The sequence below is a fragment of the Streptomyces sp. SS7 genome, from assembly GCF_037993025.1.
In the GTDB taxonomy this organism is placed as follows: domain Bacteria; phylum Actinomycetota; class Actinomycetes; order Streptomycetales; family Streptomycetaceae; genus Streptomyces.
This window is the reverse complement of sequence record NZ_CP141223.1, coordinates 2,351,586-2,373,322: the sequence shown is the minus strand read 5'-3', so window position 1 is coordinate 2,373,322 and position 21,737 is coordinate 2,351,586. Positions and strand designations below refer to the sequence as shown.

12 protein-coding genes and 1 pseudogene are annotated in these 21,737 nt (G+C 71.5%); 10 read left to right on the top strand and 3 right to left on the bottom strand.

Translation table 11 applies throughout. The features are described 5' to 3' along the window. Positions 1-102 precede the first annotated feature (102 nt). The 10 genes from U5640_RS10585 (at position 103) to U5640_RS10540 (ending at position 15,006) form a co-directional block, all read left to right on the top strand. On the top strand, positions 103-5,547 hold the full coding sequence (locus U5640_RS10585; RefSeq protein ID WP_340375542.1) for a HAMP domain-containing protein: 5,445 nt from the start codon (positions 103-105) through the stop codon (positions 5,545-5,547). A 270-nt stretch (positions 5,548-5,817) separates the two neighbouring features. Further along, entirely contained in the window at positions 5,818-6,501 is a 684-nt protein-coding gene (locus U5640_RS10580) for a response regulator (protein WP_340375541.1), read from the top strand. Positions 6,502-6,766: 265 nt separating this feature from the next. Next, entirely contained in the window at positions 6,767-9,481 is a 2,715-nt protein-coding gene (locus U5640_RS10575) for a DNA translocase FtsK (protein WP_340375540.1), read from the top strand. 275 nt (positions 9,482-9,756) lie between these two features. After that, on the top strand, positions 9,757-10,596 hold the full coding sequence (locus U5640_RS10570; RefSeq protein ID WP_340375539.1) for a RodZ domain-containing protein: 840 nt from the start codon (positions 9,757-9,759) through the stop codon (positions 10,594-10,596). A gap of 89 nt (positions 10,597-10,685) precedes the next feature. Further along, entirely contained in the window at positions 10,686-12,182 is a 1,497-nt protein-coding gene (gene rimO, locus U5640_RS10565; protein ID WP_340375538.1) for a 30S ribosomal protein S12 methylthiotransferase RimO, read from the top strand. Further along, the gene (gene pgsA, locus U5640_RS10560; RefSeq protein ID WP_340375537.1) at positions 12,179-13,024 is read left to right on the top strand and encodes a CDP-diacylglycerol--glycerol-3-phosphate 3-phosphatidyltransferase; all 846 of its coding nucleotides are present in this window, start codon (positions 12,179-12,181) and stop codon (positions 13,022-13,024) included. Before rimO ends, pgsA begins: the two co-directional genes overlap by 4 nt. Further along, entirely contained in the window at positions 13,021-13,566 is a 546-nt protein-coding gene (locus U5640_RS10555; protein ID WP_340375536.1) for a CinA family protein, read from the top strand. The genes pgsA and U5640_RS10555 overlap by 4 nt, the downstream gene beginning before the upstream one ends. 109 nt (positions 13,567-13,675) lie before the next feature. Beyond that, positions 13,676-14,056 (top strand): helix-turn-helix transcriptional regulator, encoded by a 381-nt coding sequence (locus U5640_RS10550; protein ID WP_015657463.1) that lies wholly within the window; start codon positions 13,676-13,678, stop codon positions 14,054-14,056. Positions 14,057-14,236: 180 nt separating this feature from the next. After that, a complete protein-coding gene (locus U5640_RS10545) occupies positions 14,237-14,707 on the top strand; it encodes a DNA starvation/stationary phase protection protein (RefSeq protein WP_340375535.1) in 471 nt (156 codons plus the stop codon). A 47-nt stretch (positions 14,708-14,754) separates the two neighbouring features. Then, positions 14,755-15,006: a hypothetical protein gene (locus U5640_RS10540; RefSeq protein ID WP_340385043.1), complete on the top strand. Its 252-nt coding sequence runs from the start codon at positions 14,755-14,757 to the stop codon at positions 15,004-15,006. Positions 15,007-15,009: 3 nt separating this feature from the next. On the opposite strand, the gene U5640_RS10535 is transcribed toward U5640_RS10540, so the two are convergent. The 3 genes and pseudogenes from U5640_RS10535 to U5640_RS10525 all read right to left on the bottom strand — a co-directional run bounded on the left by U5640_RS10535 (position 15,010) and on the right by U5640_RS10525 (position 21,737). Beyond that, positions 15,010-15,774, bottom strand: coding sequence for an SDR family NAD(P)-dependent oxidoreductase (locus tag U5640_RS10535; protein WP_340375534.1), 765 nt, complete (start codon positions 15,772-15,774; stop codon positions 15,010-15,012). A gap of 82 nt (positions 15,775-15,856) precedes the next feature. After that, entirely contained in the window at positions 15,857-16,702 is an 846-nt protein-coding gene (locus tag U5640_RS10530) for a DNA-formamidopyrimidine glycosylase family protein (RefSeq protein ID WP_340375533.1), read from the bottom strand. Between the two features lie 39 nt (positions 16,703-16,741). Continuing rightward, positions 16,742-21,737: pseudogene (locus U5640_RS10525) on the bottom strand (ATP-dependent helicase).

The window sequence follows — 21,737 nt, the reverse complement described above, 5'->3', positions numbered from 1 at the left end:
GTCCGCCTGGTTGGATCAGGTGGAGAACCCTGCGGTAACCGGCAACGTCGAGTAGTAACACCCCAGCACAGCGTAACGGTCGAATCCCTGCGGGAGGGACAAGTGGAGTCTGGCGCAGCGACGCGGAGCACTAAGGCGCGCGCGAAAGGCGGACCGTCCCTGAGCAGGCGCGCGCCGCGCGGTGGCACCACCACGGTGGACACGGCGGCCCTGGAGCGGCTGCTGGCGGCCCTGGTGTCGATGCGGGACGGGAACTTCCGCAAGCGGCTCACGGTGTCCGGCGACGGCGTGATGTCGGAGATCGCGGCCGTGTTCAACGAGGTGGCGGACCGTAATCTCCACCTCACGGGTGAGCTTTCGCGCGTACGTCGCATGGTGGGACGTGAGGGCAAGCTGACCGAGCGGCTGGAGACGGGCGCGTGCGAGGGCTCGTGGGCGGCGGCGATCGATCACTCGAACGCGTTGGTCGACGATCTGGTGCGGCCCGTGTCCGAGGTGGGGCGCGTGCTGTCGGCGGTGGCCGAGGGTGATCTGTCGCCGCGGATGGAGCTGCGGACGCAGACGCCCGAGGGGGTGGCGGGGCAGCCGTTGCGCGGGGAGTTCCTGAAGGTCGGGCGGACCGTCAACAACCTGGTCGACCAGCTGTCGACGTTCACCGACGAGGTCACGCGGGTGGCCAGCGAGGTGGGCACCGAGGGCAAGCTGGGCGGGCAGGCGCAGGTGCGCGGGATGTCCGGGTCGTGGAAGGACCTGACGGAGTCCGTCAACACGATGGCGGAGCGGCTGACGGCCCAGGTGCGGGACATCGCGCTGGTGACGACGGCGGTGGCCAAGGGTGATCTGTCACGGAAGGTGACGGTTCACGTCGAGGGCGAGATGCTGGAGCTGAAGAACACCGTCAACACGATGGTGGACCAGCTCTCCGCGTTCTCCTCCGAGGTGACCCGGGTGGCGCGCGAGGTGGGCACGGACGGCATGCTGGGCGGTCAGGCGCGGGTGTCGGGCGTCGACGGCGTGTGGAAGGAACTCACCGATTCGGTGAACACCATGGCCGGCAATCTGACGGCCCAGGTGCGGCAGATCGCGGAGGTCACGACGGCGGTCGCGGGGGGTGATCTGTCGCGGAAGGTGACGGTTCCGGCGCGCGGTGAGGTCGCGCAGCTCGCCGAGACGATCAATCAGATGACCGAGACGCTGCGGATCTTCGCGGACGAGGTCACGCGGGTGGCCAACGAGGTGGGGGCCGCGGGCCAGCTGGGCGGCCAGGCGAACGTGCCGGGTGCGGCGGGGACGTGGAAGGACCTGACGGACTCGGTCAACACGGTGTTCCGCAATCTCACCACTCAGGTCAGGGACATCGCGGCCGTGACGACGGCCGTGGCGAGCGGTGATCTGTCGCAGAAGGTCACCGTGGACGTGGCGGGCGAGATGCTGGAGCTGAAGAACACCGTCAACGGGATGGTGGACCAGCTGTCGGCGTTCGGTGCCGAAGTGACGCGTGTGGCGCGAGAGATCGGTGTCGAGGGTGAACTGGGCGGCCAGGCGCAGGTGTCGGGTGCGGCGGGGACGTGGAAGGACCTGACGGACTCCGTCAACACGGCGTTCCGCAACCTCACCGGACAGGTGAGGAACATCGCGCAGGTGACGACGGCCGTGGCCAACGGAGATCTGTCGCAGAAGGTGACCGTCGACGTCTCGGGCGAGATGCTCCAGCTGAAGAACACCGTGAACACGATGGTGGACCAGCTGTCGTCGTTCGCGGACCAGGTGACGCGCATGGCCCGGGACGTGGGCACCGAGGGCCGGCTCGGCGGTCAGGCGCGGGTGGACGGTGTGTCGGGCACCTGGCGGGAGCTGACGGACTCCGTCAACTTCATGGCCGGCAACCTCACCTCCCAGGTGCGGCAGATCGCCCAGGTGACGACGGCGGTGGCGCGCGGTGATCTGTCGCAGAAGATCGACGTGGACGCGCGCGGGGAGATCCTGGAGCTGAAGAACACCATCAACACGATGGTCGACCAGCTCTCCGCGTTCGCGGACCAGGTGACGCGGGTGTCGCGGGACGTGGGTACGGAGGGCCGGCTCGGCGGTCAGGCGCAGGTGCCGGGTGTGGCCGGCGTGTGGCGGGACCTGACCGACTCGGTGAACGGCATGGCCGGCAACCTCACCGCCCAGGTGCGCAACATCGCGCAGGTCGCCACGGCGGTGGCGCGCGGTGATCTGTCCCAGAAGATCACCGTGGACGCGCGCGGGGAGATCCTGGAGCTGAAGAACACCCTGAACACGATGGTCGACCAGCTGTCGTCCTTCGCCCAGGAGGTCACCAGGGTCGCCCGCGAGGTCGGTACGGAGGGGCAGCTCGGCGGTCAGGCCGAGGTGCAGGGGGTCTCCGGTACCTGGAAGGACCTCACGCAGTCGGTGAACTTCATGGCGAACAATCTGACGATCCAGGTGCGTCAGATCGCCGAGGTCACGACGGCGGTCGCCAAGGGCGACCTGTCGAAGAAGATCACGGTCGACGCCAAGGGCGAGATCCTCGAACTGGTCACCACGGTCAACACGATGGTGGACCAGCTGTCGTCGTTCGCCGAGCAGGTGACCCGGGTGGCCCGTGAGGTGGGCACCGAGGGCATCCTGGGCGGTCAGGCGCACGTCCCGGGGATCACGGGCATCTGGAAGGACCTGAGCGGCAATGTGAACCTCATGGCCAAGAACCTGACCATGCAGGTGCGCAACATCTCCCAGGTGGCGGCGGCGGTCGCCAACGGCGATCTGACGCGGACGGTGACGATCGAGGCGCGGGGCGAGGTCCAGCAGCTCGCCGACACGATCAACACGATGGTGAAGACGCTGAGCTCGTTCGCCGAGCAGGTCACCAAGGTGGCCCGTGAGGTGGGCACGGACGGCATCCTGGGCGGGCAGGCGCACGTGCCGGGGGTGGCGGGGACGTGGAAGGACCTCACCGACTCCGTGAACGGCATGGCGTCGAACCTGACCGGTCAGGTCCGCAACATCGCCATGGTCACGACGGCCATCGCCAAGGGCGATCTGACGAAGAAGATCGACATCGACGCGCGCGGGGAGATCCTGGAGCTGAAGACGACCATCAACACGATGGTCGACCAGCTGTCGTCGTTCGCCGAGGAGGTCACCCGGGTCGCCCGCGAGGTGGGTACGGAGGGGCAGCTCGGCGGTCAGGCACGCGTGCGTGACGTCGACGGGACCTGGCGGGACCTGACGGAGTCCGTGAACGAGATGGCCGGGAACCTGACCCGGCAGGTGCGCGCGATCGCGCGTGCGGCGACCGCGGTGACGCGGGGCGACCTGAACCTGAAGCTGGACGTGGACGCGGCCGGTGAGATCCAGGAGCTCCAGGACTACATCAACAAGATGATCGCCAACCTGCGCGACACCACGATCGCCAACAAGGAGCAGGACTGGCTCAAGGGCAACCTCGCGCGCGTGTCGGCGCTCATGCAGGGGCGGCGCGACCTGGAGGACGTGGCCTCGCTGATCATGAGTGAGCTGCCTCCACTGGTGGCCGCGCAGCACGGCGCGTTCTTCCTGGCGATGCCCTCGCCGGAGGGCACGGAGGACCCGTACGAGCTGCGGATGCTGGGGTCGTACGGCTATTCGATGGGGTCGATGCCGACCTCGTTCCGGCCGGGTGAGGCGCTGGTGGGGACGGCGGCCGAGGAGAAGCGCACGATCCTGGTGGAGAACGCGCCGAGCGGCTACCTGAAGATCTCCTCCGGGCTCGGCGAGGCGCCGCCCGCGCAGGTGATCGTGTTGCCGGTGCTGTTCGAGGGCAAGGTGCTCGGGGTGATCGAGCTGGCCTCCTTCGCGCCGTTCACACAGATCCAGAAGGACTTCCTCAACCAGCTCGCCGAGATGATCGCGACCAGCGTCAACACGATCTCCGTCAACACCAAGACGGAGCAGCTGCTGAAGCAGTCGCAGGAGCTGACCGAGCAACTCCGTGAGCGGTCGGTGGAGTTGGAGCAGCGACAGAAGGCCCTCCAGGCGTCCAACGCGGAACTGGAGGAGAAGGCGGAGCTGCTGGCCCAGCAGAACCGGGACATCGAGGTGAAGAACACCGAGATCGAGGAGGCGCGGCAGGTCCTGGAGGAGCGTGCCGAGCAGCTCGCGGTGTCGATGCGCTACAAGAGCGAGTTCCTCGCGAACATGTCGCACGAGCTGCGTACGCCGCTGAACTCGCTGCTGATCCTGGCGAAGCTGCTCGCGGACAACGCGGAGGGCAACCTCTCGCCCAAGCAGGTCGAGTTCGCCGAGACGATCCACGGGGCGGGTTCCGATCTGCTTCAGCTGATCAACGACATCCTGGACCTGTCGAAGGTCGAGGCGGGCAAGATGGACGTCTCGCCGACGCGGATCGCGTTGGTGCAGCTGGTGGACTACGTGGAGGCGACCTTCCGGCCGCTGACCGCGGAGAAGGGCCTGGATCTGTCCGTGCGGGTGTCGCCGGAGCTGCCGGCCACGCTGCACACGGACGAGCAGCGGCTGTTGCAGGTGCTGCGCAACCTGCTGTCCAACGCGGTGAAGTTCACCGACTCCGGGTCGGTGGAGCTGGTGATCCGCCCGGCCGGGGCGGATGTGCCGGTGGCGATCCGGGAGCAGTTGCTGGAGGCCGGTTCGCTGACGGATCCGGACGCGCCGATGATCGCGTTCTCGGTGACCGACACGGGGATCGGGATCGCGGCGAGCAAGATGCGGGTGATCTTCGAGGCGTTCAAGCAGGCGGACGGCACGACCAGCCGCAAGTACGGCGGTACGGGGCTGGGGCTGTCGATCTCGCGGGAGATCGCGCAGCTGCTCGGCGGCGAGATCCACGCGCAGAGCGAGCCGGGGCGTGGGTCGACGTTCACGCTGTATCTGCCGCTGCACCCCAGCGAGCTGCCGCCGCAGGGCTACCAGCAGATCGTGCCCGCGCTGGAGGCCGGTGAGCTGGTGGCCTCGGAGAACGGGGCGATCGAGCTGCCGGGGCTGCGCGAGGCGGAGATCGTGACGCCGGCGGAGGTGAAGTCGTACCAGGAGACCCAGAACGGCGCGGCCGCGCTGTTCAGGCGTCGGCGGCGTTCGGCGAACGGCGGCGAGCAGGTCGGTGAGACGGCGCAGTGGCCGGCCCCGCAGGGGCAGCGGGTCATCCGCTTCGGCGGCGAGAAGGTGCTGATCGTCGACGACGACATCCGCAATGTGTTCGCGCTGACCAGCGTCCTGGAGCAGCACGGCCTGTCGGTGCTGTACGCGGAGAACGGCCGTGAGGGCATCGAGGTCCTGGAGCAGCACGACGACGTGGCGGTCGTCCTGATGGACATCATGATGCCCGAGATGGACGGCTACGCGACGACGACGGCGATCCGGCGGATGCCGCAGTTCTCGGGTTTGCCGATCATCGCGCTGACGGCGAAGGCGATGAAGGGCGACCGGGAGAAGGCGATCGAGTCGGGTGCTTCCGACTACGTCACGAAGCCGGTTGATCCCGATCATCTGCTGTCGGTGATGGAGCAGTGGATGCGCGGGGTGTGACCGGATCGGTGTGTGGCGGGATGTGACGGGATGCGGCGGACGACGTGAGAAGTTGCCGACCCCGGGCGCGCCGAGGTGCATGGCGGGGCCCGGATCGGGGAACCTTCTGGTCTTCTGCCGCGTTCCTGCTACGTGCACAGTGACATCACGGTGACAGGGTGTGGCGACGGTCGGGGTGCGGCTACCATGACCGGCACAAGGAAGGGCGGCGCAAAGGAGTCGTCCCCAGGGGCGGCGCCCGGTGCACTGCCGGGGCGAGGAGGGCGGGCCATGGTGCAGAAGGCCAAGATCCTCCTGGTCGATGACCGGCCGGAGAATCTGCTGGCGCTGGAGGCGATCCTCTCGGCGCTCGATCAGACGCTGGTGCGGGCATCGTCCGGGGAAGAGGCGCTCAAAGCACTGCTGACGGACGACTTCGCGGTCATTCTGCTGGACGTCCAGATGCCGGGAATGGACGGTTTCGAAACGGCCGCGCACATCAAGCGGCGAGAACGCACCAGGGACATCCCGATCATCTTCCTCACGGCGATCAACCACGGCCCGCATCACACCTTCCGGGGGTATGCGGCCGGAGCGGTGGACTACATCTCCAAGCCGTTCGACCCGTGGGTGCTGCGCGCGAAGGTCTCGGTGTTCGTCGAGCTGTACATGAAGAACTGCCAGCTGAGGGAGCAGGCGGCGCTGCTGCGGCTCCAGTTGGAGGGTGGCGGCAAGGCCGCGGCGGGCGGCGCCAAGGAGCCGGCCGGTCTGCTGGCCGAGCTGTCCGCACGGCTCGCGGCCGTCGAGGAGCAGGCGGAGGCGCTGTCCAAGCAGCTCGACGACGAGTCGGCGGACGCCGCCGCGGTGGCCACGGCGGCGCATCTGGAGCGCAAGCTCACCGGCCTGCGCCGCGCCCTGGACGCGCTGGAGCCGGGCACGGGCAACGGCGCCGCCTCGGTGCCGTCGCAGACCTGAGCCGTCGTCTGCGGAGCTGAGCCGTCGTCTGCGGACCTGATCCGTACTCTGCGGACCAGGTGCGGTTCGTCGCGGAACTGAGCCGCGAGGCGGGAGCCGTTGGGCGTGAGCGGCGGTCAGTTCCCCGCCGTCAGGGGGCGGATGCGCCGGCTCACGGTCCCAGCCGTCCGGACGCGTCAGTTCCGCGGCTGTGCGAGGCCGACACGAACGGGTGAAGCAGTGGGCACACGTGTCCGCTGTCGTCTCCCCCGGTAACCTCACACCCATGGCCTCACGTCCCTCCGCAGCGAAGAAGCAGCCCGCCAAGAAGGCCGCTGCTCCCGCGAAGGCCCCGGCGAAGAAGGCCGCCGCGAAAAAGGCCCCGGCCAAGAAGGCGCCCGCCAAGAAGGCCCCCGCCAGGAAGGCGGCACCGGCGCCCAAGCCGGCGCCCAGCCCCACCGGGGGCATCTACCGCCTCGTGCGCGCCCTCTGGCTGGGCCTGGCGCACGCCGTCGGCGCGGTGTTCCGGGGGATAGGGAACGGCGCGAAGAACCTCGACCCCGCCCACCGCAAGGACGGCGTGGCCCTGCTGCTGCTCGGCATGGCGCTGATCGTCGCGGCGGGCACCTGGGCCGACCTGAAGGGCCCCGTCGGGGATCTGGTCGAGATCCTCGTCACCGGCTCCTTCGGCCGGCTGGACCTGCTCGTGCCGATCCTGCTCGCCGTCATCGCCGTGCGCTTCATCCGTCACCCCGAGCAGCCCGACGCCAACGGCCGCATCGTGATCGGCCTGTCCGCGCTCGTCATCGGCGTCCTCGGCCAGGTCCACATCGCCTGCGGCTCCCCCGCCCGCAGCGACGGCATGCAGGCGATACGGGACGCGGGCGGGCTCATCGGCTGGGGCGCGGCGACCCCGCTGACGTACGCCATGGGCGAGGTGCTCGCCGTACCGCTGCTCGTGCTGCTCACGGTGTTCGGGCTGCTGGTGGTCACGGCCACCCCGGTCAACGCGATCCCGCAGCGGCTGCGGCAGCTCGCCGTGCGCCTCGGAGTGCTCGACGACCCCCACGCTGCGGACGGACTCTCCGACGACGACGCGCGCTATGACGAGCAGTGGCGCGAAGGGCTGGACGCACGCCCCCGGCGGCGCTCCGGCGGACCCCGGGCGTACGACCCCGACGGCGCCGAGCAGGAGGCGCTCTCCGAGCGCCGCGGCCGGCCCCGGCGGTCGGCCGTGCCGCAGCCCGCGACGGACCGGGAGCCCGACGCCGTGGACATCGCCGCGGCCGCCGCGGCCGATCTCGACGGGGTCGTGATGCACGGCCTGCCGCCGTCCCCGCTCGTCGCCGACCTCACCCAGGGCGTCCGCAGCGGCGACCGCGAGGCGACCGCGCCGACGCCGGTCCCGGCCGCGCGGCCGAAGCAGGAGATGCTCAAGGGCGGGGCCGTCCCCGATCTGACCAAGGCGCCTCCACAGGAGATCCGCGACCTGCCGCCGCGCGCCGAACAGCTCCAGCTCTCCGGCGACATCACGTACGCGCTGCCCTCCCTGGACCTCCTGGAGCGCGGCGGCCCCGGCAAGGCGCGCAGCGCGGCCAACGACGCCGTCGTCGCCTCGCTGACGAACGTCTTCACCGAGTTCAAGGTCGACGCCGCCGTCACCGGCTTCACCCGCGGCCCGACGGTCACCCGCTACGAGGTCGAGCTCGGCCCGGCCGTGAAGGTCGAGCGGATCACCGCCCTCACCAAGAACATCGCGTACGCCGTCGCCAGCCCGGACGTACGGATCATCAGCCCGATCCCGGGCAAGTCGGCGGTCGGCATCGAGATCCCCAACACCGACCGGGAGATGGTCAACCTCGGGGACGTGCTGCGGCTCGCCGACGCGGCCGAGGACGACCATCCGATGCTGGTGGCGCTCGGCAAGGACGTCGAGGGCGGCTACGTCATGGCCAACCTGGCGAAGATGCCGCACATCCTGGTCGCCGGAGCCACCGGTTCCGGCAAGTCGTCGTGCATCAACTGTCTGATCACCTCGGTCATGGTCCGTGCGACCCCCGAGGACGTGCGGATGGTCCTCGTCGACCCCAAGCGCGTGGAGCTGACCGCGTACGAGGGCATCCCGCACCTGATCACGCCGATCATCACCAACCCGAAGCGGGCCGCCGAGGCGCTGCAGTGGGTCGTGCGCGAGATGGACCTGCGCTACGACGACCTCGCCGCGTACGGCTTCCGGCACATCGACGACTTCAACGAGGCCATAAGGAACGGCAAGGTCAAGCCGCCCGAGGGCAGCGAGCGCGAGCTCCAGCCGTACCCGTACCTGCTGGTGATCGTGGACGAGCTGGCCGACCTGATGATGGTCGCCCCGCGGGACGTCGAGGACGCGATCGTGCGGATCACCCAGCTCGCGCGCGCGGCCGGCATCCACCTGGTGCTCGCCACCCAGCGGCCCTCGGTCGACGTCGTCACCGGTCTGATCAAGGCGAACGTGCCCTCCCGGCTCGCCTTCGCCACCTCCTCGCTCGCCGACTCGCGGGTCATCCTCGACCAGCCGGGCGCCGAGAAGCTGATCGGCAAGGGCGACGGCCTCTTCCTGCCGATGGGCGCCAACAAACCGACGCGTATGCAGGGCGCCTTCGTGACCGAGGCCGAGGTCGCGGCCGTCGTCCAGCACTGCAAGGACCAGATGGCGCCCGTCTTCCGGGACGACGTCACCGTCGGCAGCAAGCAGAAGAAGGAGATCGACGAGGACATCGGCGACGACCTCGACCTGCTGTGCCAGGCGGCCGAACTGGTCGTCACCACCCAGTTCGGCTCGACCTCGATGCTCCAGCGCAAGCTGCGCGTCGGCTTCGCCAAGGCGGGCCGGCTGATGGACCTCATGGAGTCGCGGAACATCGTCGGGCCGAGCGAGGGCTCGAAGGCCCGTGACGTTCTCGTGAAGCCCGACGAACTGGACGGCGTGCTCGCGGTGATTCGGGGAGAGTCCGCAGGGTAGGCGTCGCGTGAGGGCGCCGGGGCCCGTGACTCACCCGTGTGGCCCGTGACTCACCCGTTAGAAACCGCAGGGCAACCGTTTCCCTTCGGCGTACGTCCAGTTGAGCGAGAGGACAGGTACGACTTTCAACCGAGGGTCGCGCCTGGCCGCCGTCATCGGCGTGACCGGCCATTCCGATGGCGTACAAAGTCGTACTGTCCGGTTGCCCCTCCCTTTGGCACCCCCCCTAGACTGAACTTCCAGCACAGGTGGCTACACGCTCGAAAGGCGCCCCCGTGTCCATCGGCAACTCCCCTGAAGACGAGCGTCCGTTCGAAGACCCGTCCGAGGAAGCCCCCTTCTCCATCGGTCGTGCCCTGCGCCAGGCGCGGATCAGCGCCGGGCTGACGGTGGACGACGTCAGTACCGCCACCCGAGTCCGGATCGCCATCATCCGCTCCATCGAGTCGGACGACTTCGCCCCCTGCGGCGGTGACGTCTACGCGCGCGGGCACATCCGTACGCTGGCCCGTGCCGTCCGGCTCGACCCCGCCCCGCTGATCGAACGCTACGACGCGACCCACGGCGGCCGTCCCGCGCCGACCTCGGCCGCCCCGCTGTTCGAGGCGGAACGCATCCGTCCCGAACGCCGCGGGCCGAACTGGACGGCGGCCATGGTCGCCGCGATCGTCGCCGTGGTCGGCTTCGTCGGCTTCACCGCGTTCAAGGGCGGCGGCGAGGGCGGCTCCGGCAGCACCGCCGCCGAGGGCAGCACGCCCACGGCCGGCGTCACCGCCTCGCCCACCCCGAAGACCGAGAAAACCGTCGACGAGAAGCCCGAGCCCTCCGACAGCGCCATCGCCGCGGCTCCCCAGGACAAGGTGACCGTCCAGGTCAGCGCCACCGACGGCCGCAGCTGGATCTCCGTCAAGGACCACAACGGCCGGCTGCTGTTCGACGGATTCCTCAAGCAGGGCGACTCCAAGACCTTCCAGGACAGCGAGAAGATCAACCTCGTCCTCGGCGACGCCGGGGCGATCGATCTGTTCGTCAACGGCAAGAAGATCGACGACAAGTTCCAGCCCGGTGCCGTGGAGCGCCTGACCTACACCAAGGGCGACCCGCAGGCCGGCTGAGCACCTGAGATCCGTGCGTCGACGGGGTCGGCCAAGATCGCCAACCCCGTCGACGTTCGCTGTCGGTGGGACAACGTAGTCTTGAGCCCATGCCTGAACGCCGTACCGTCGCACTCGTCACCCTTGGCTGCGCCCGTAACGAGGTGGACTCGGAGGAGCTCGCAGGCCGTTTGGAGGCGGACGGCTGGCAGCTCGTCGAGGACGCCGAGGACGCGGACGTCGCCGTCGTCAACACCTGTGGCTTTGTCGAGGCCGCCAAGAAGGACTCCGTCGACGCCCTCCTCGAGGCCAACGACCTCAAGGGACATGGCAGAACCCAGGCCGTCGTGGCGGTGGGCTGCATGGCCGAGCGCTACGGCAAGGAACTCGCCGAGGCCCTCCCGGAAGCCGACGGCGTGCTCGGCTTCGACGACTACGCGGACATCTCCGACCGCCTCCAGACCATCCTGAACGGCGGCATCCACGCCTCCCACACCCCGCGCGACCGGCGCAAGCTGCTGCCGATCAGCCCGGCCGAGCGGCAGTCCGCGACCGATGTGGCGCTGCCCGGGCACGCGGCCCCGGCGGAGCTGCCCGGGCAGGGTGCCCCGGTGGACCTTCCGGAGGGCGTCGCGCCGCAGTCCGGCCCGCGCGCGCCCCTGCGCCGCCGCCTCGACGGCGCCCCCGTCGCCTCGGTGAAGCTCGCCTCCGGCTGCGACCGCCGCTGCACCTTCTGCGCCATCCCCTCCTTCCGGGGCTCCTTCATCTCGCGCCGGCCGAGCGACGTGCTGAACGAATCGCGGTGGCTGGCCGAGCAGGGCGTCAAGGAGATCATGCTGGTCTCCGAGAACAACACCTCCTACGGCAAGGACCTCGGCGACATCCGGCTGCTGGAGTCGCTGCTGCCCGAGCTCGCGGAGATCGACGGCCTGGAGCGGGTGCGGGTCAGCTACCTCCAGCCCGCCGAGATGCGGCCGGGTCTCATCGACGTCCTGACCTCCACGCCCAAGATCGCGCCCTACTTCGACCTGTCCTTCCAGCACTCCGCGCCCGGGGTGCTGCGCGCGATGCGCCGTTTCGGCGACACCGACCGGTTCCTGGAACTGCTCGACACCATCCGCGGCAAGGCGCCCCAGGCGGGCGTGCGCTCCAACTTCATCGTCGGCTTCCCCGGCGAGTCCGAGGCCGACCTGGCCGAGCTGGAGCGGTTCCTGAACGGCGCCCGGCTGGATGCCATCGGCGTCTTCGGGTACTCCGACGAGGAGGGCACCGAGGCCGCGACGTACGACGACAAGCTCGACGAGGACGTCGTCGCCGAGCGGCTCGCCCATGTCTCCCGCCTCGCCGAGGAACTCGTCTCGCAGCGGGCCGAGGAGCGCGTCGGCGAGACCGTCCACGTGCTCGTGGAGTCCCTGGACGAGGACGGCGTGCACGGCCGGGGGGCGCACCAGGCGCCGGAGACCGACGGCCAGGTGCTGCTCACGTCGGGCGAAGGTCTGGCCGTCGGCCGTATGGTCGAGGCGAAGGTGACCGGCACCGAGGGTGTCGATCTCGTGGCCGAACCCCTGCAGGGCTCTTTCGGGTGTAGTGAGGAGGCGGGCAGATGACGGGTGTCCCGGCATCGGCCGCGGGTGGCTCCTCGCCGGCGAAGCAGGCGAATCCGGCGAACCTGACCCAACCGGCGAAGGGTGCCCACGCGGCGGACGGGTCCGCCGTCGAGGCGTCCGGCGCCGTCGAACCGACCGCTGCCACAGGGCCCGGCACCGCCGCGCGCGATGCCGCCGGGCCCGATGCCGGGCCGGACGCCTCCGGCGACGGCAGGGCGCCGCGCGGCGGCAAGCTGGCCGCCGCCGCGGTCAACCAGGCGAGCGTCTGGAACATCGCCAATCTGCTGACGATGCTCCGGCTGCTCCTGGTGCCCGGCTTCGTCGCGCTGATGCTGGCCGACGGCGGCTACGACCCGGCGTGGCGCTCGCTCGCCTGGGCCGCCTTCGCCATCGCCATGATCACCGACCTGTTCGACGGCCACCTGGCGCGTACCTACAACCTCGTCACCGACTTCGGGAAGATCGCCGACCCCATCGCCGACAAGGCGATCATGGGGGCGGCGCTGATCTGTCTCTCCGGGCTCGGCGACCTGCCGTGGTGGGTGACGATCGTGATCCTCGGCCGGGAACTCGGGATCACGCTCCTGCGTTTCCTCGTCATCCGCTATGGAGTGATCCCGGCGAGCCGCGGCGGCAAGCTCAAGACGCTCACCCAGGGCGTGGCGGTCGGTATGTACGTCCTGGCGCTGACGGGGTGGCTGGCCACTCTGAGGTGGTGGGTGATGGCCGCGGCGGTCGTCCTGACCGTGGTCACCGGCCTGGACTACGTACGACAGGCCGTCGTGCTGCGCCGCCAGGGAATCGCCGCGCGCCGGGCGGCCTCGGAGGAGACGGACGCGTGAATCCGACGGCCACCGATCTGGTGCGACTACTCACGGTGAAGGGCGGGACGCTCGCTGTCGCCGAGTCGCTGACCGGTGGCCTGGTCGCGGCGGAGATCACCTCGGTGCCCGGGGCGTCCAAGGTCTTCCGCGGCTCGGTCACGGCCTACGCGACCGAGCTGAAGCGGGAACTGCTCGGCGTGGACGGCGACCTGCTGGCCACCCGCGGGGCGGTGGATCCGCAGGTCGCGGCCCAGATGGCGGCCGGGGTGCGCAAGGCGCTGGGCGCCGACTGGGGCATCGCGACCACCGGGGTCGCCGGCCCCGAACCCCAGGACGGCCGGCCCGTCGGGACGGTCTTCGTGGCCGTCGACGGCCCCCTGCGGCCGGGGGACGGTTCCGCCTCTGGCGGAAAAGTCGAGGCCCTGCGGTTGAACGGCGACCGCGAGGAAATTCGTAGAGAGAGTGTACGGAGCGTGCTCGTACTGCTTCTGACAGAGCTTGCGGGCGAACACACCGGGAATGAGCGGGCACAGGATACGGAACAGAACGGGGGGTTTTGATGTTTGCAGCCCTGAGTGAACACGACATCGCTCCCCGCACGGCCGCAGCGCGAGGCGGTACGGTGGGGCGTGAAGGATGCGGCTACGCGGTCCGAGGAGGGAGCCACCGATGATTCTGCTCCGTCGCCTGCTGGGTGACGTGCTGCGTCGGCAGCGCCAGCGCCAGGGCCGTACTCTGCGCGAAGTCTCCTCGTCCGCCCGAGTCTCACTCGGCTATCTCTCCGAGGTGGAGCGGGGGCAGAAGGAGGCTTCCTCCGAGCTGCTCTCCGCCATCTGCGACGCGTTGGACGTACGGATGTCCGAGCTCATGCGGGAAGTGAGCGACGAGCTCGCCCTCGCCGAGCTGGCCCAGTCTGCTGCGGCCACCCCCAGCGAGCCTGTGCCCACGTCGGTCCGTCCGATGCTGGGTTCCGTGTCGGTGACCGGTGTGCCACCGGAGCGGGTGACCATCAAGGCACCCGCCGAGGCGGTGGACGTGGTCGCCGCATAGGTTCATCCGCGTGGGCGTGCGAGCGCCGACGTGCGGGTGTGAAGCCCCGGCCGGGGCTTCTCCGGGCAGGTCCGGAGGAGCGCGGACGGGGCTTTCCGCGTTCTCCGCGTCGGTTTGCCCATCCGGGGTACTGCGGTCATGGTGAAGAGGCACGACGGCCGCCACACACCGGAGGTAGGGATGTACGTCGTGAAGAGCCCCCTGTCCGACGCCGACCTGAAGACCGTCGGCGAGGCGCTCCAGGGCGCACTCGTCGACCTGATCGATCTGTCGCTGCTCGCCAAGCAGGTCCACTGGAACGTCGTCGGGTCCCGGTTCCGGTCCATCCACCTCCAGCTCGACGAGGTCGTGGCCGTCGCCCGGGCCCACTCCGACACCGTGGCGGAGCGGGCGTCCGCGCTCGGCGTCTCGCCGGACGGCCGGGCGTCGACGGTCGCGGGCGGCAGCGGACTCGGCTCGCTGCCGGAGGGCTGGATCAAGGACGCCGACGCGGTGGGCGCGCTGGTGTCCGCGCTGGGCGCGGCCATCACCCGGATGCGCGAGCGCGTCGCGGCCACCGAACACCCGGACCCCGTCAGCCAGGACATCTTCATCGGGATCACGGCGGATCTCGAGAAGCACCACTGGATGTTCCAGGCGGAGAACGTCTGATCCCGGACGGGAGGGCCGTGGCGGACCGCATAGTGCGCCGGGGGGTGATGCTCGGGCTCGGTGCCCTGTGGTGGTGGGCCGTGGTCAGGCTCGCCGTGGCACCGGGCGCCGGTGCGCTGGAGGGAACGGTCGCCGCCGGCGGCTGGGGGCTGAGCCTGCTGCCGGTGCACTGCGTGGCCAAGGGCCGGGCGGCGGGAGCGGTCGCGGCGGGGCGCTGGCGCGCCGCCTGGCGCGGGCCCGGGCCGACCGTCCTCCAGACACAGGCGCCGGGCGCCGGGACCGCCGACGACCCCGGCTGAGGACTACCAGGGCATGGCCACGCCGCCGTTCGGGCGGAGGATCTGGCCCGTGGTGAAGCCGGACGCGTCCGAGGCCAGATGGAGGACCGCATGGGCGATGTCCTCCGGTGCGCCGACGCGTCCCAGGGGCGACATACGCGCCATGAGCGCCTCGGTGTGCGCCTGTGCGCCGGGGCCGTGGCGATCGGTCATGGGCGTGCGGATCCAGCCGGGGGCCACGGCGTTGACACGGATGCCGTGCCGGCCGACCTCGGTCGCCAGGGTCTTCGTCAGCTGGACCACGGCCGCCTTGGCGGCGCCGTAGCACAGCAGTCCCGGGCCGCCGGTGTCCACGGCACCGGAGGCCATCGTGACGATGCTGCCTCCTCGGCCCTGGGCGAGCATCAGTCGGGCGGCCTCCTGGCAGGCGTACAGCACGCCCTTGAAGTTGACGTCCAGTACCCGGTCGAGGTCCTCGTCGCGGGTCTCCAGGACGGGGCTGCTGTGCATGATCCCGGCGACTGCGGCCATCACGTCCAGCCGCTCGCAGGACTCCACGGCCCGGCGGACCTCGGCGCGGTCGGTGACGTCCAGCCGGTGCGTACGGGCGGTGCCGCCCCGGTCCTTGATCAGCGTCGCCGTCTCGTGCAGGCCCTGCGCGTCGCGGTCCGCGCCGTGCACGAGAGCCCCGGCCTCGGCGAGCAGCACGGCACACGCCCGGCCGATCCCGCTCGCGGCGCCCGTGACGAACGCGGTGCGTCCGGTGAGGTCGTACGCCTTCACGCCCATGAGGGGACGGTACGAGCGTTTCTGACGGGGCGTCAATTGGTCGTACGGGGATCGGGCACGGGGATCCGTGCGCGTACGGCGGTCAGCCGGGCGTACGGCGATAGCGCTCCCGCCAGCGCTGCGGGGAGCCCGGTGCCGGTGCCGGACCCCGCTGGCAGGTCGGGCACCAGTAGGTGGGCCGCTCCTGTGATCCGTCGCCCTGGTCGGCGACCCGGACCGAGGTGCCGCAGCGCAGACAGGGGCGGGGCGCGCGCCCGTAGACGAAGAGGTCCTGGTGGGGCAGGCCGGTGGTGCGGCGGACCACCCGGTCGCGGTTCACCTCCAGCAGTCGCCGGGCGAGATCCGGCAGGTGCGCGGCGCGGTCCGCGGGGAGCGCGCCGACGGGGAGCCAGGGGGTGACGCCGAGCAGGAAACAGAGCTCGCTCTTGTAGACGTTGCCGATGCCGGCGAGATTGCGCTGGTCCAGGAGAGCCTCGCCCAGGGGACGCTGGGGGTCGGCGCGGAGGTTCGTGAGCGCGAGGCCGGGGTTCCAGTCGGGGCCGAGGAGATCGGGTCCGAGATGGCCGACCACGCGGTCCTCCTCGGTGGTGCGCATCAGCTCCATGACCTGGAGCCGGTAGCCGACCGCCGTGCGGTCGTCGGCGGCGAGGACCACGCGGATCTGGTGGGCCGGACCGCCCTTCCAGCGCTCGCCGTCGCCGTAGACCCGCCAGGCGCCCTCCATGCGCAGATGCGTGTGCAGGGTCAGTCCGCCCTCGACGCGGGTGAGCAGGTGCTTGCCGCGCGGAACCGTGTCCAGCACCTGCCGGCCGCTCAGGTCGAGCGTGGCGTACTTCGGCACCCGGAAGTCGCTCGCGGTCAGCACCTGGCCCGCGAGAGCGTCGTGCAGCCGCTTCGCCGTCTGCCAGACCGTGTCACCTTCGGGCATGGGTCAAGGGTGGCACGGGGTGGCCGTGCGGCGGTGAGGTCATGCGCGCAGCCGCAGCCCGCGGGGGGTCGCGACGAAGCCCGCTCCTTCCAGGAGGGCGCCCACGGGGGACGTCAGGGCGGAGACGCCGTTGATCCGCTCCACCGTGACCGTGCCGAGCGAGCCGGCGCGGGCGGCCTGGGCGAGGGACTCCGCCGCGGCCCGCAGCCGGGGGTCGTCGGTGGGACTGTCCTCGGCGTCCGGGAGGGACGGCCAGGCGAGCACGGTCTTGCCGCCGCGCTCCATGTAGAGCGTGAGCTCACCCTCGACGAGCACCACCAGGGAGCCCGCCTTGCGGCCAGGCTTGTGCCCCGCACCCGTCGGTGGCTCCGGCCAGGCCAGGGCGGCGCCGTACGCGTTCGCCGGGTCGGCGGCGGCGAGTACGACCGCGCGGGAGGCGGGGTCGTCGGCGCGGGATGCCGTACGGCGGTACGGCCGGGCGGGGCCGCCCGGGCCCCGGGAGTCGAAGGGCGGGGGTGGGGAGGCGTGCCCGCCGGGGTGCGCGGGTTCCACGGGGTCCCACGGGGCCCAGGGGGCGCCCTCGGCACCGGACGGGAAGGGCTCGGGAAAGCCGTCCGGGAGCGCGTCGGTGGACGGTCCGGTGAGGTCGGTGGGCGTGCCGGCAGACGGGCCGGTGAGCGGGGCGTCCAACGGCCCGGGAAAAGAGTCGGGGAAGGGGTCGGTGAACGGGCCGGGAAAGGCGCCCGGGGCAGCACCCGGCCGGGTGTCGGCGGGGGCCTGCACCGCCTCGCCCCGGTCGCGGGCGTTGGACACCGCGCGCAGCCGGTCCACGGCGCCGTCCATGGCGAACTGGGCCGCGCCGAGCCCCTCCACGACGTAACCGCGCCGGGCCTGGCCGCTCTCCTCGAAGGCGGACAGGATGCGGTACGTCGCGGAGAAGCCGCCCTCGACGCCTTCCGCGGCGACCGCTCCCCGGGTCACCACGCCGTGCCGGTCGAGGAGCGCACGGGCGAGGGCGTGGGCCCGGACGGTGGGGTCGGATTCCCGGGCCGGGACGAGGGACCAGCGGCCGGCGACGGTCGGCGGGCCGCCGCGGGAGGCGGGCCGGGCGGCGGCCGTCAGGGAGCCGTAGCGGCCCCGGGGGACCGCGCGCTTGGCACGGTGGGCGGTGGAGCCCGCCGTGCGGCCCGAGCCCAGCAGGGCGCGCATCGGCGCCAGCGTGTCGTTGGTGAGCCGGCCCGACCAGGCCAGGTCCCAGACGGCGTCGGCGAGTTGGGGGTCCGTGGCGTCGGGATGGGTGGTGGCGCGCACATGGTCGGCGATCTGGCGGAAGAACAGCCCGTAGCCCCCGGACAGCGCGTCGAGGACGGACTGGTGCAGGGCGGTCGGCTCCAGCGGGTGGGGCGGGGGCAGCAGCAGCGGGGCGGCGTCCGCCAGGTACAGGGAGATCCAGCCGTCCTTGCCGGGGAGCGAGCCCGCCCCCGCCCAGAGGACCTCCCCGGCGGCGGTGAGCTCGTCGAGCAGGGCGGGGGTGTAGTCCCGTACCCGGGAGGGCAGGACGAGCTTCTCCAGGGCGGAGGCGGGCACGGAGGCGCCCTGGAGCTGCTCCACCGCGCGCACCAGTCCGTCGACCCCGCGCAGGGAGTGGCCCTTGCCGATGTGCTGCCACTGGGGCAGGAACTGGGCCAGCGCCGGTGGAGCAACCGGTTCCAGTTCATGCCGCAGGGCGGCCAGCGAGCGGCGGCGCAGTCTGCGCAGGACGGTCGCGTCGCACCACTCCTGGCCGATGCCCGCCGGGTGGAACTCGCCCTGGACGACGCGTCCGCTCGCCGCGAGCCGTTGCAGGGCGCCCTCGGTGACCGCGACCCCCAGGCCGAAACGGGCGGCGGCGGCGGCCGAGGTGAACGGGCCGTGGGTGCGGGCGTGGCGGGCGAGGAGGTCACCGAGCGGGTCCTTCACCGGTTCGGTGAAGGCCTCCGGGACGCCGACCGGGAGCGCGGTGCCGAGTGCGTCACGCAGCCGGCCCGCGTCCTCGACGGCCGCCCAGTGATCGGTGCCCGCGATCCGGACGCGGATGACGCGGCGCGCCCCGGCCAGCTCCTGCGCCCACTGGGGTTCGGCGCCGCGCCGGGCCAGCTCGGCGTCGGTGAGCGGACCGAGGAGCCGGAGCAGGTCGGCGACGCCCTCCGGGTCCTTGGCACGCCGGTCCTCGGTGAGCCACTGCAGTTCCTGTTCGAGCTCGGCGAGGACCTCGGCGTCGAGCAGCTCGCGCAGTTCCGCCTGGCCGAGCAGCTCGGCCAGCAGCCGTGAGTCCAGGGAGAGGGCGGCGGCACGGCGCTCGGCGAGCGGAGAGTCCCCCTCGTACAGGAACTGCGCCACGTACCCGAACAGCAGGGAGCGGGCGAACGGCGACGGTTCGGCGGTGGTGACCTCGACCAGGCGGACCTTGCGGGACTCCAGATCGCCCATCAGCTCGGACAGGCCAGGGACGTCGAACACGTCCTGGAGGCACTCGCGGACGGCCTCCAGGACGATCGGGAACGAGCCGAACTCGCTCGCCACCTGGAGCAGTTGCGCGGCGCGCTGGCGCTGCTGCCACAGCGGGGTGCGCTTGCCGGGGTTGCGGCGGGGCAGCAGCAGCGCGCGGGCGGCGCACTCGCGGAACCGGGAGGCGAACAGGGCGGAGCCGCCGACCTGGTCGGTGACGAGCTGGTCGACCTCGCCCTTGTCGAAGACGACGTCCGCCGCGCCGACCGGGGCCTGCTCCGCGTCGTACTCCGTCCCGGCCTTCCTCGGTTCCTGGTCGAGCAGGTCCAGGCCCATGAGGTCGGCGTCGGGCAGACGCAGCACGATGCCGTCGTCGGCGTGCATGACCTGGGCGTCCATGCCGTAGCGCTCGGAGAGTTTCGCGCCGAGCGCCAGGGCCCACGGGGCGTGGACCTGCGCGCCGAACGGGGAGTGGACGACGACCCGCCAGTCGCCGAGCTCGTCGCGGAAGCGCTCCACGACGATCGTGCGGTCGTCGGGGACATGGCCGCAGGCCTCGCGCTGTTCGTCCAGGTAGGCGAGGACGTTGTCGGCGGCCCAGGCGTCCAGACCCGCGGTGAGCAGCCGCAGCCGGGCGTCGTCCTTGGGCAGGGAGCCGACCTCGCGCAGGAACGCGCCCACCGCGCGGCCCAGCTCCAGGGGGCGGCCGAAGCTGGTCGCCCTTCCAGAACGGGAGCCGCCCCGGGACACCGGGCGCCGGGGAGACCAGGACCCGGTCACGGGTGATGTCCTCGATGCGCCAGGAGCTGGTGCCGAGGGTGAAGACATCGCCCACGCGGGATTCGTAGACCATCTCCTCGTCGAGTTCGCCGACCCGGCCGCCGCCCTTCTTCGGGTCGGCGCCCGCGAGGAAGACCCCGAACAGGCCGCGGTCGGGGATGGTGCCGCCTGAGGTGACGGCGAGGCGCTGGGCGCCCGGGCGGCCGGTGACCGTGCCGGCGACGCGGTCCCACACCACGCGCGGGCGCAGCTCGGCGAACGCGTCGGAGGGGTAGCGGCCCGCGAGCATGTCCAGGGTGGCCGTGAAGGCCGACTCCGGCAGGGACGCGAAGGGGGCGGCCCGGCGGACCGTCGCGAGCAGGTCGTCCACCTGCCAGGTGTCCAGCGCGGTCATGGCCACGAGCTGCTGGGCCAGGACGTCCAGGGGGTTCGCGGGGACCTTCAGGGACTCGATCGAACCGGTCCGCATGCGTTCGGTGACCACGGCCGCCTGGACCAGGTCGCCGCGGTACTTGGGGAACACCACGCCGGTGGAGACCGCGCCGACCTGGTGCCCCGCACGGCCCACGCGCTGGAGACCGGAGGCCACCGAGGGCGGGGACTCGACCTGGACCACCAGGTCCACCGCGCCCATGTCGATGCCCAGTTCCAGGCTGGAGGTGGCGACCACCGCGGGAAGGCGGCCCGCCTTGAGGTCCTCCTCGACCAGGGCGCGCTGTTCCTTGGACACCGAGCCGTGGTGGGCGCGCGCGATGACCGGCGGGGCGCCTTGGGCCGCTCCCGAGCCGCCCATCAGTTCTGCCGGGGCGTGGTGCTCGTCCAGCGGCCGGCCCGTGGCGCGCTCGTACGCGATCTCGTTCAGCCGGTTGCACAGGCGCTCGGCCAGACGGCGGGAGTTCGCGAATACGATCGTGGAGTGGTGGGCCTGGATCAGATCGGTGATCCGCTCCTCCACATGCGGCCAGATCGAGGGGCGCTCGGCCCCCTCCGAACCGTCGGCGACGGGTGAGCCGCCCAGTTCGCCCAGGTCCTCAACCGGGACCACGACCGAGAGGTCGAACTCCTTGCCCGACGCCGGCTGAACGATCTCCACCTTGCGGTGCGGGGAGAGGTAGCGGGCGACCTCGTCCACCGGGCGGACGGTGGCGGAGAGGCCGATACGGCGGGCCGGCCGGGGCAGGAGCTCGTCCAGGCGCTCCAGGGAGAGGGCGAGGTGGGCGCCGCGCTTGGTGCCGGCGACCGCGTGGACCTCGTCGAGGATCACGGTGTCGATGCCCGTCAGCGCGTCGCGCGTGGCGGAGGTGAGCATCAGGAACAGGGACTCGGGGGTGGTGATCAGGATGTCCGGCGGGCGGGTGGTGAGGGCGCGGCGCTCGGCGGGCGGGGTGTCTCCGGAGCGGATGCCCACCGTGACCTCGGGTTCGGGCAGGCCCAGGCGGACGGACTCATGGCGGATGCCGGTCAGGGGGCTGCGGAGGTTGCGCTCGACGTCCACCGCGAGGGCCTTGAGGGGGGAGACGTAGAGGACGCGGCAGCGCTTCTTCGGGTCGGCCGGCGGAGGCGTCGAGGTGAGCTGGTCCAGCGCCGCGAGGAAGGCCGCGAGGGTCTTGCCGGAGCCGGTCGGGGCCACCACCAGGACGTCCGAGCCCGCGGCGATGGCCTGCCACGCGCCCGCCTGGGCCGCGGTGGGCGCGGAGAACGCCCCCGTGAACCAGCCGCGGGTCGCGGGCGAGAAGCCGTCGAGGGCTCGGTGTGCGGAGCTGACCAT

Excerpts from the sequence above, each read along its gene's own strand:
- U5640_RS10575 (WP_340375540.1), top strand. The coding sequence starts at position 6,767 with ATGGCCTCACGTCCCTCCGCAGCGAAGAAGCAGCCCGCCAAGAAGGCC.
- U5640_RS10530 (WP_340375533.1), bottom strand. The coding sequence starts at position 16,702 with ATGCCCGAAGGTGACACGGTCTGGCAGACGGCGAAGCGGCTGCACGAC.
- U5640_RS10540 (WP_340385043.1), top strand. The coding sequence starts at position 14,755 with ATGCTCGGGCTCGGTGCCCTGTGGTGGTGGGCCGTGGTCAGGCTCGCC.
- rimO (WP_340375538.1), top strand. The coding sequence starts at position 10,686 with ATGCCTGAACGCCGTACCGTCGCACTCGTCACCCTTGGCTGCGCCCGT.
- pgsA (WP_340375537.1), top strand. The coding sequence starts at position 12,179 with ATGACGGGTGTCCCGGCATCGGCCGCGGGTGGCTCCTCGCCGGCGAAG.
- U5640_RS10545 (WP_340375535.1), top strand. The coding sequence starts at position 14,237 with ATGTACGTCGTGAAGAGCCCCCTGTCCGACGCCGACCTGAAGACCGTC.
- U5640_RS10535 (WP_340375534.1), bottom strand. The coding sequence starts at position 15,774 with ATGGGCGTGAAGGCGTACGACCTCACCGGACGCACCGCGTTCGTCACG.
- U5640_RS10550 (WP_015657463.1), top strand. The coding sequence starts at position 13,676 with ATGATTCTGCTCCGTCGCCTGCTGGGTGACGTGCTGCGTCGGCAGCGC.
- U5640_RS10580 (WP_340375541.1), top strand. The coding sequence starts at position 5,818 with ATGGTGCAGAAGGCCAAGATCCTCCTGGTCGATGACCGGCCGGAGAAT.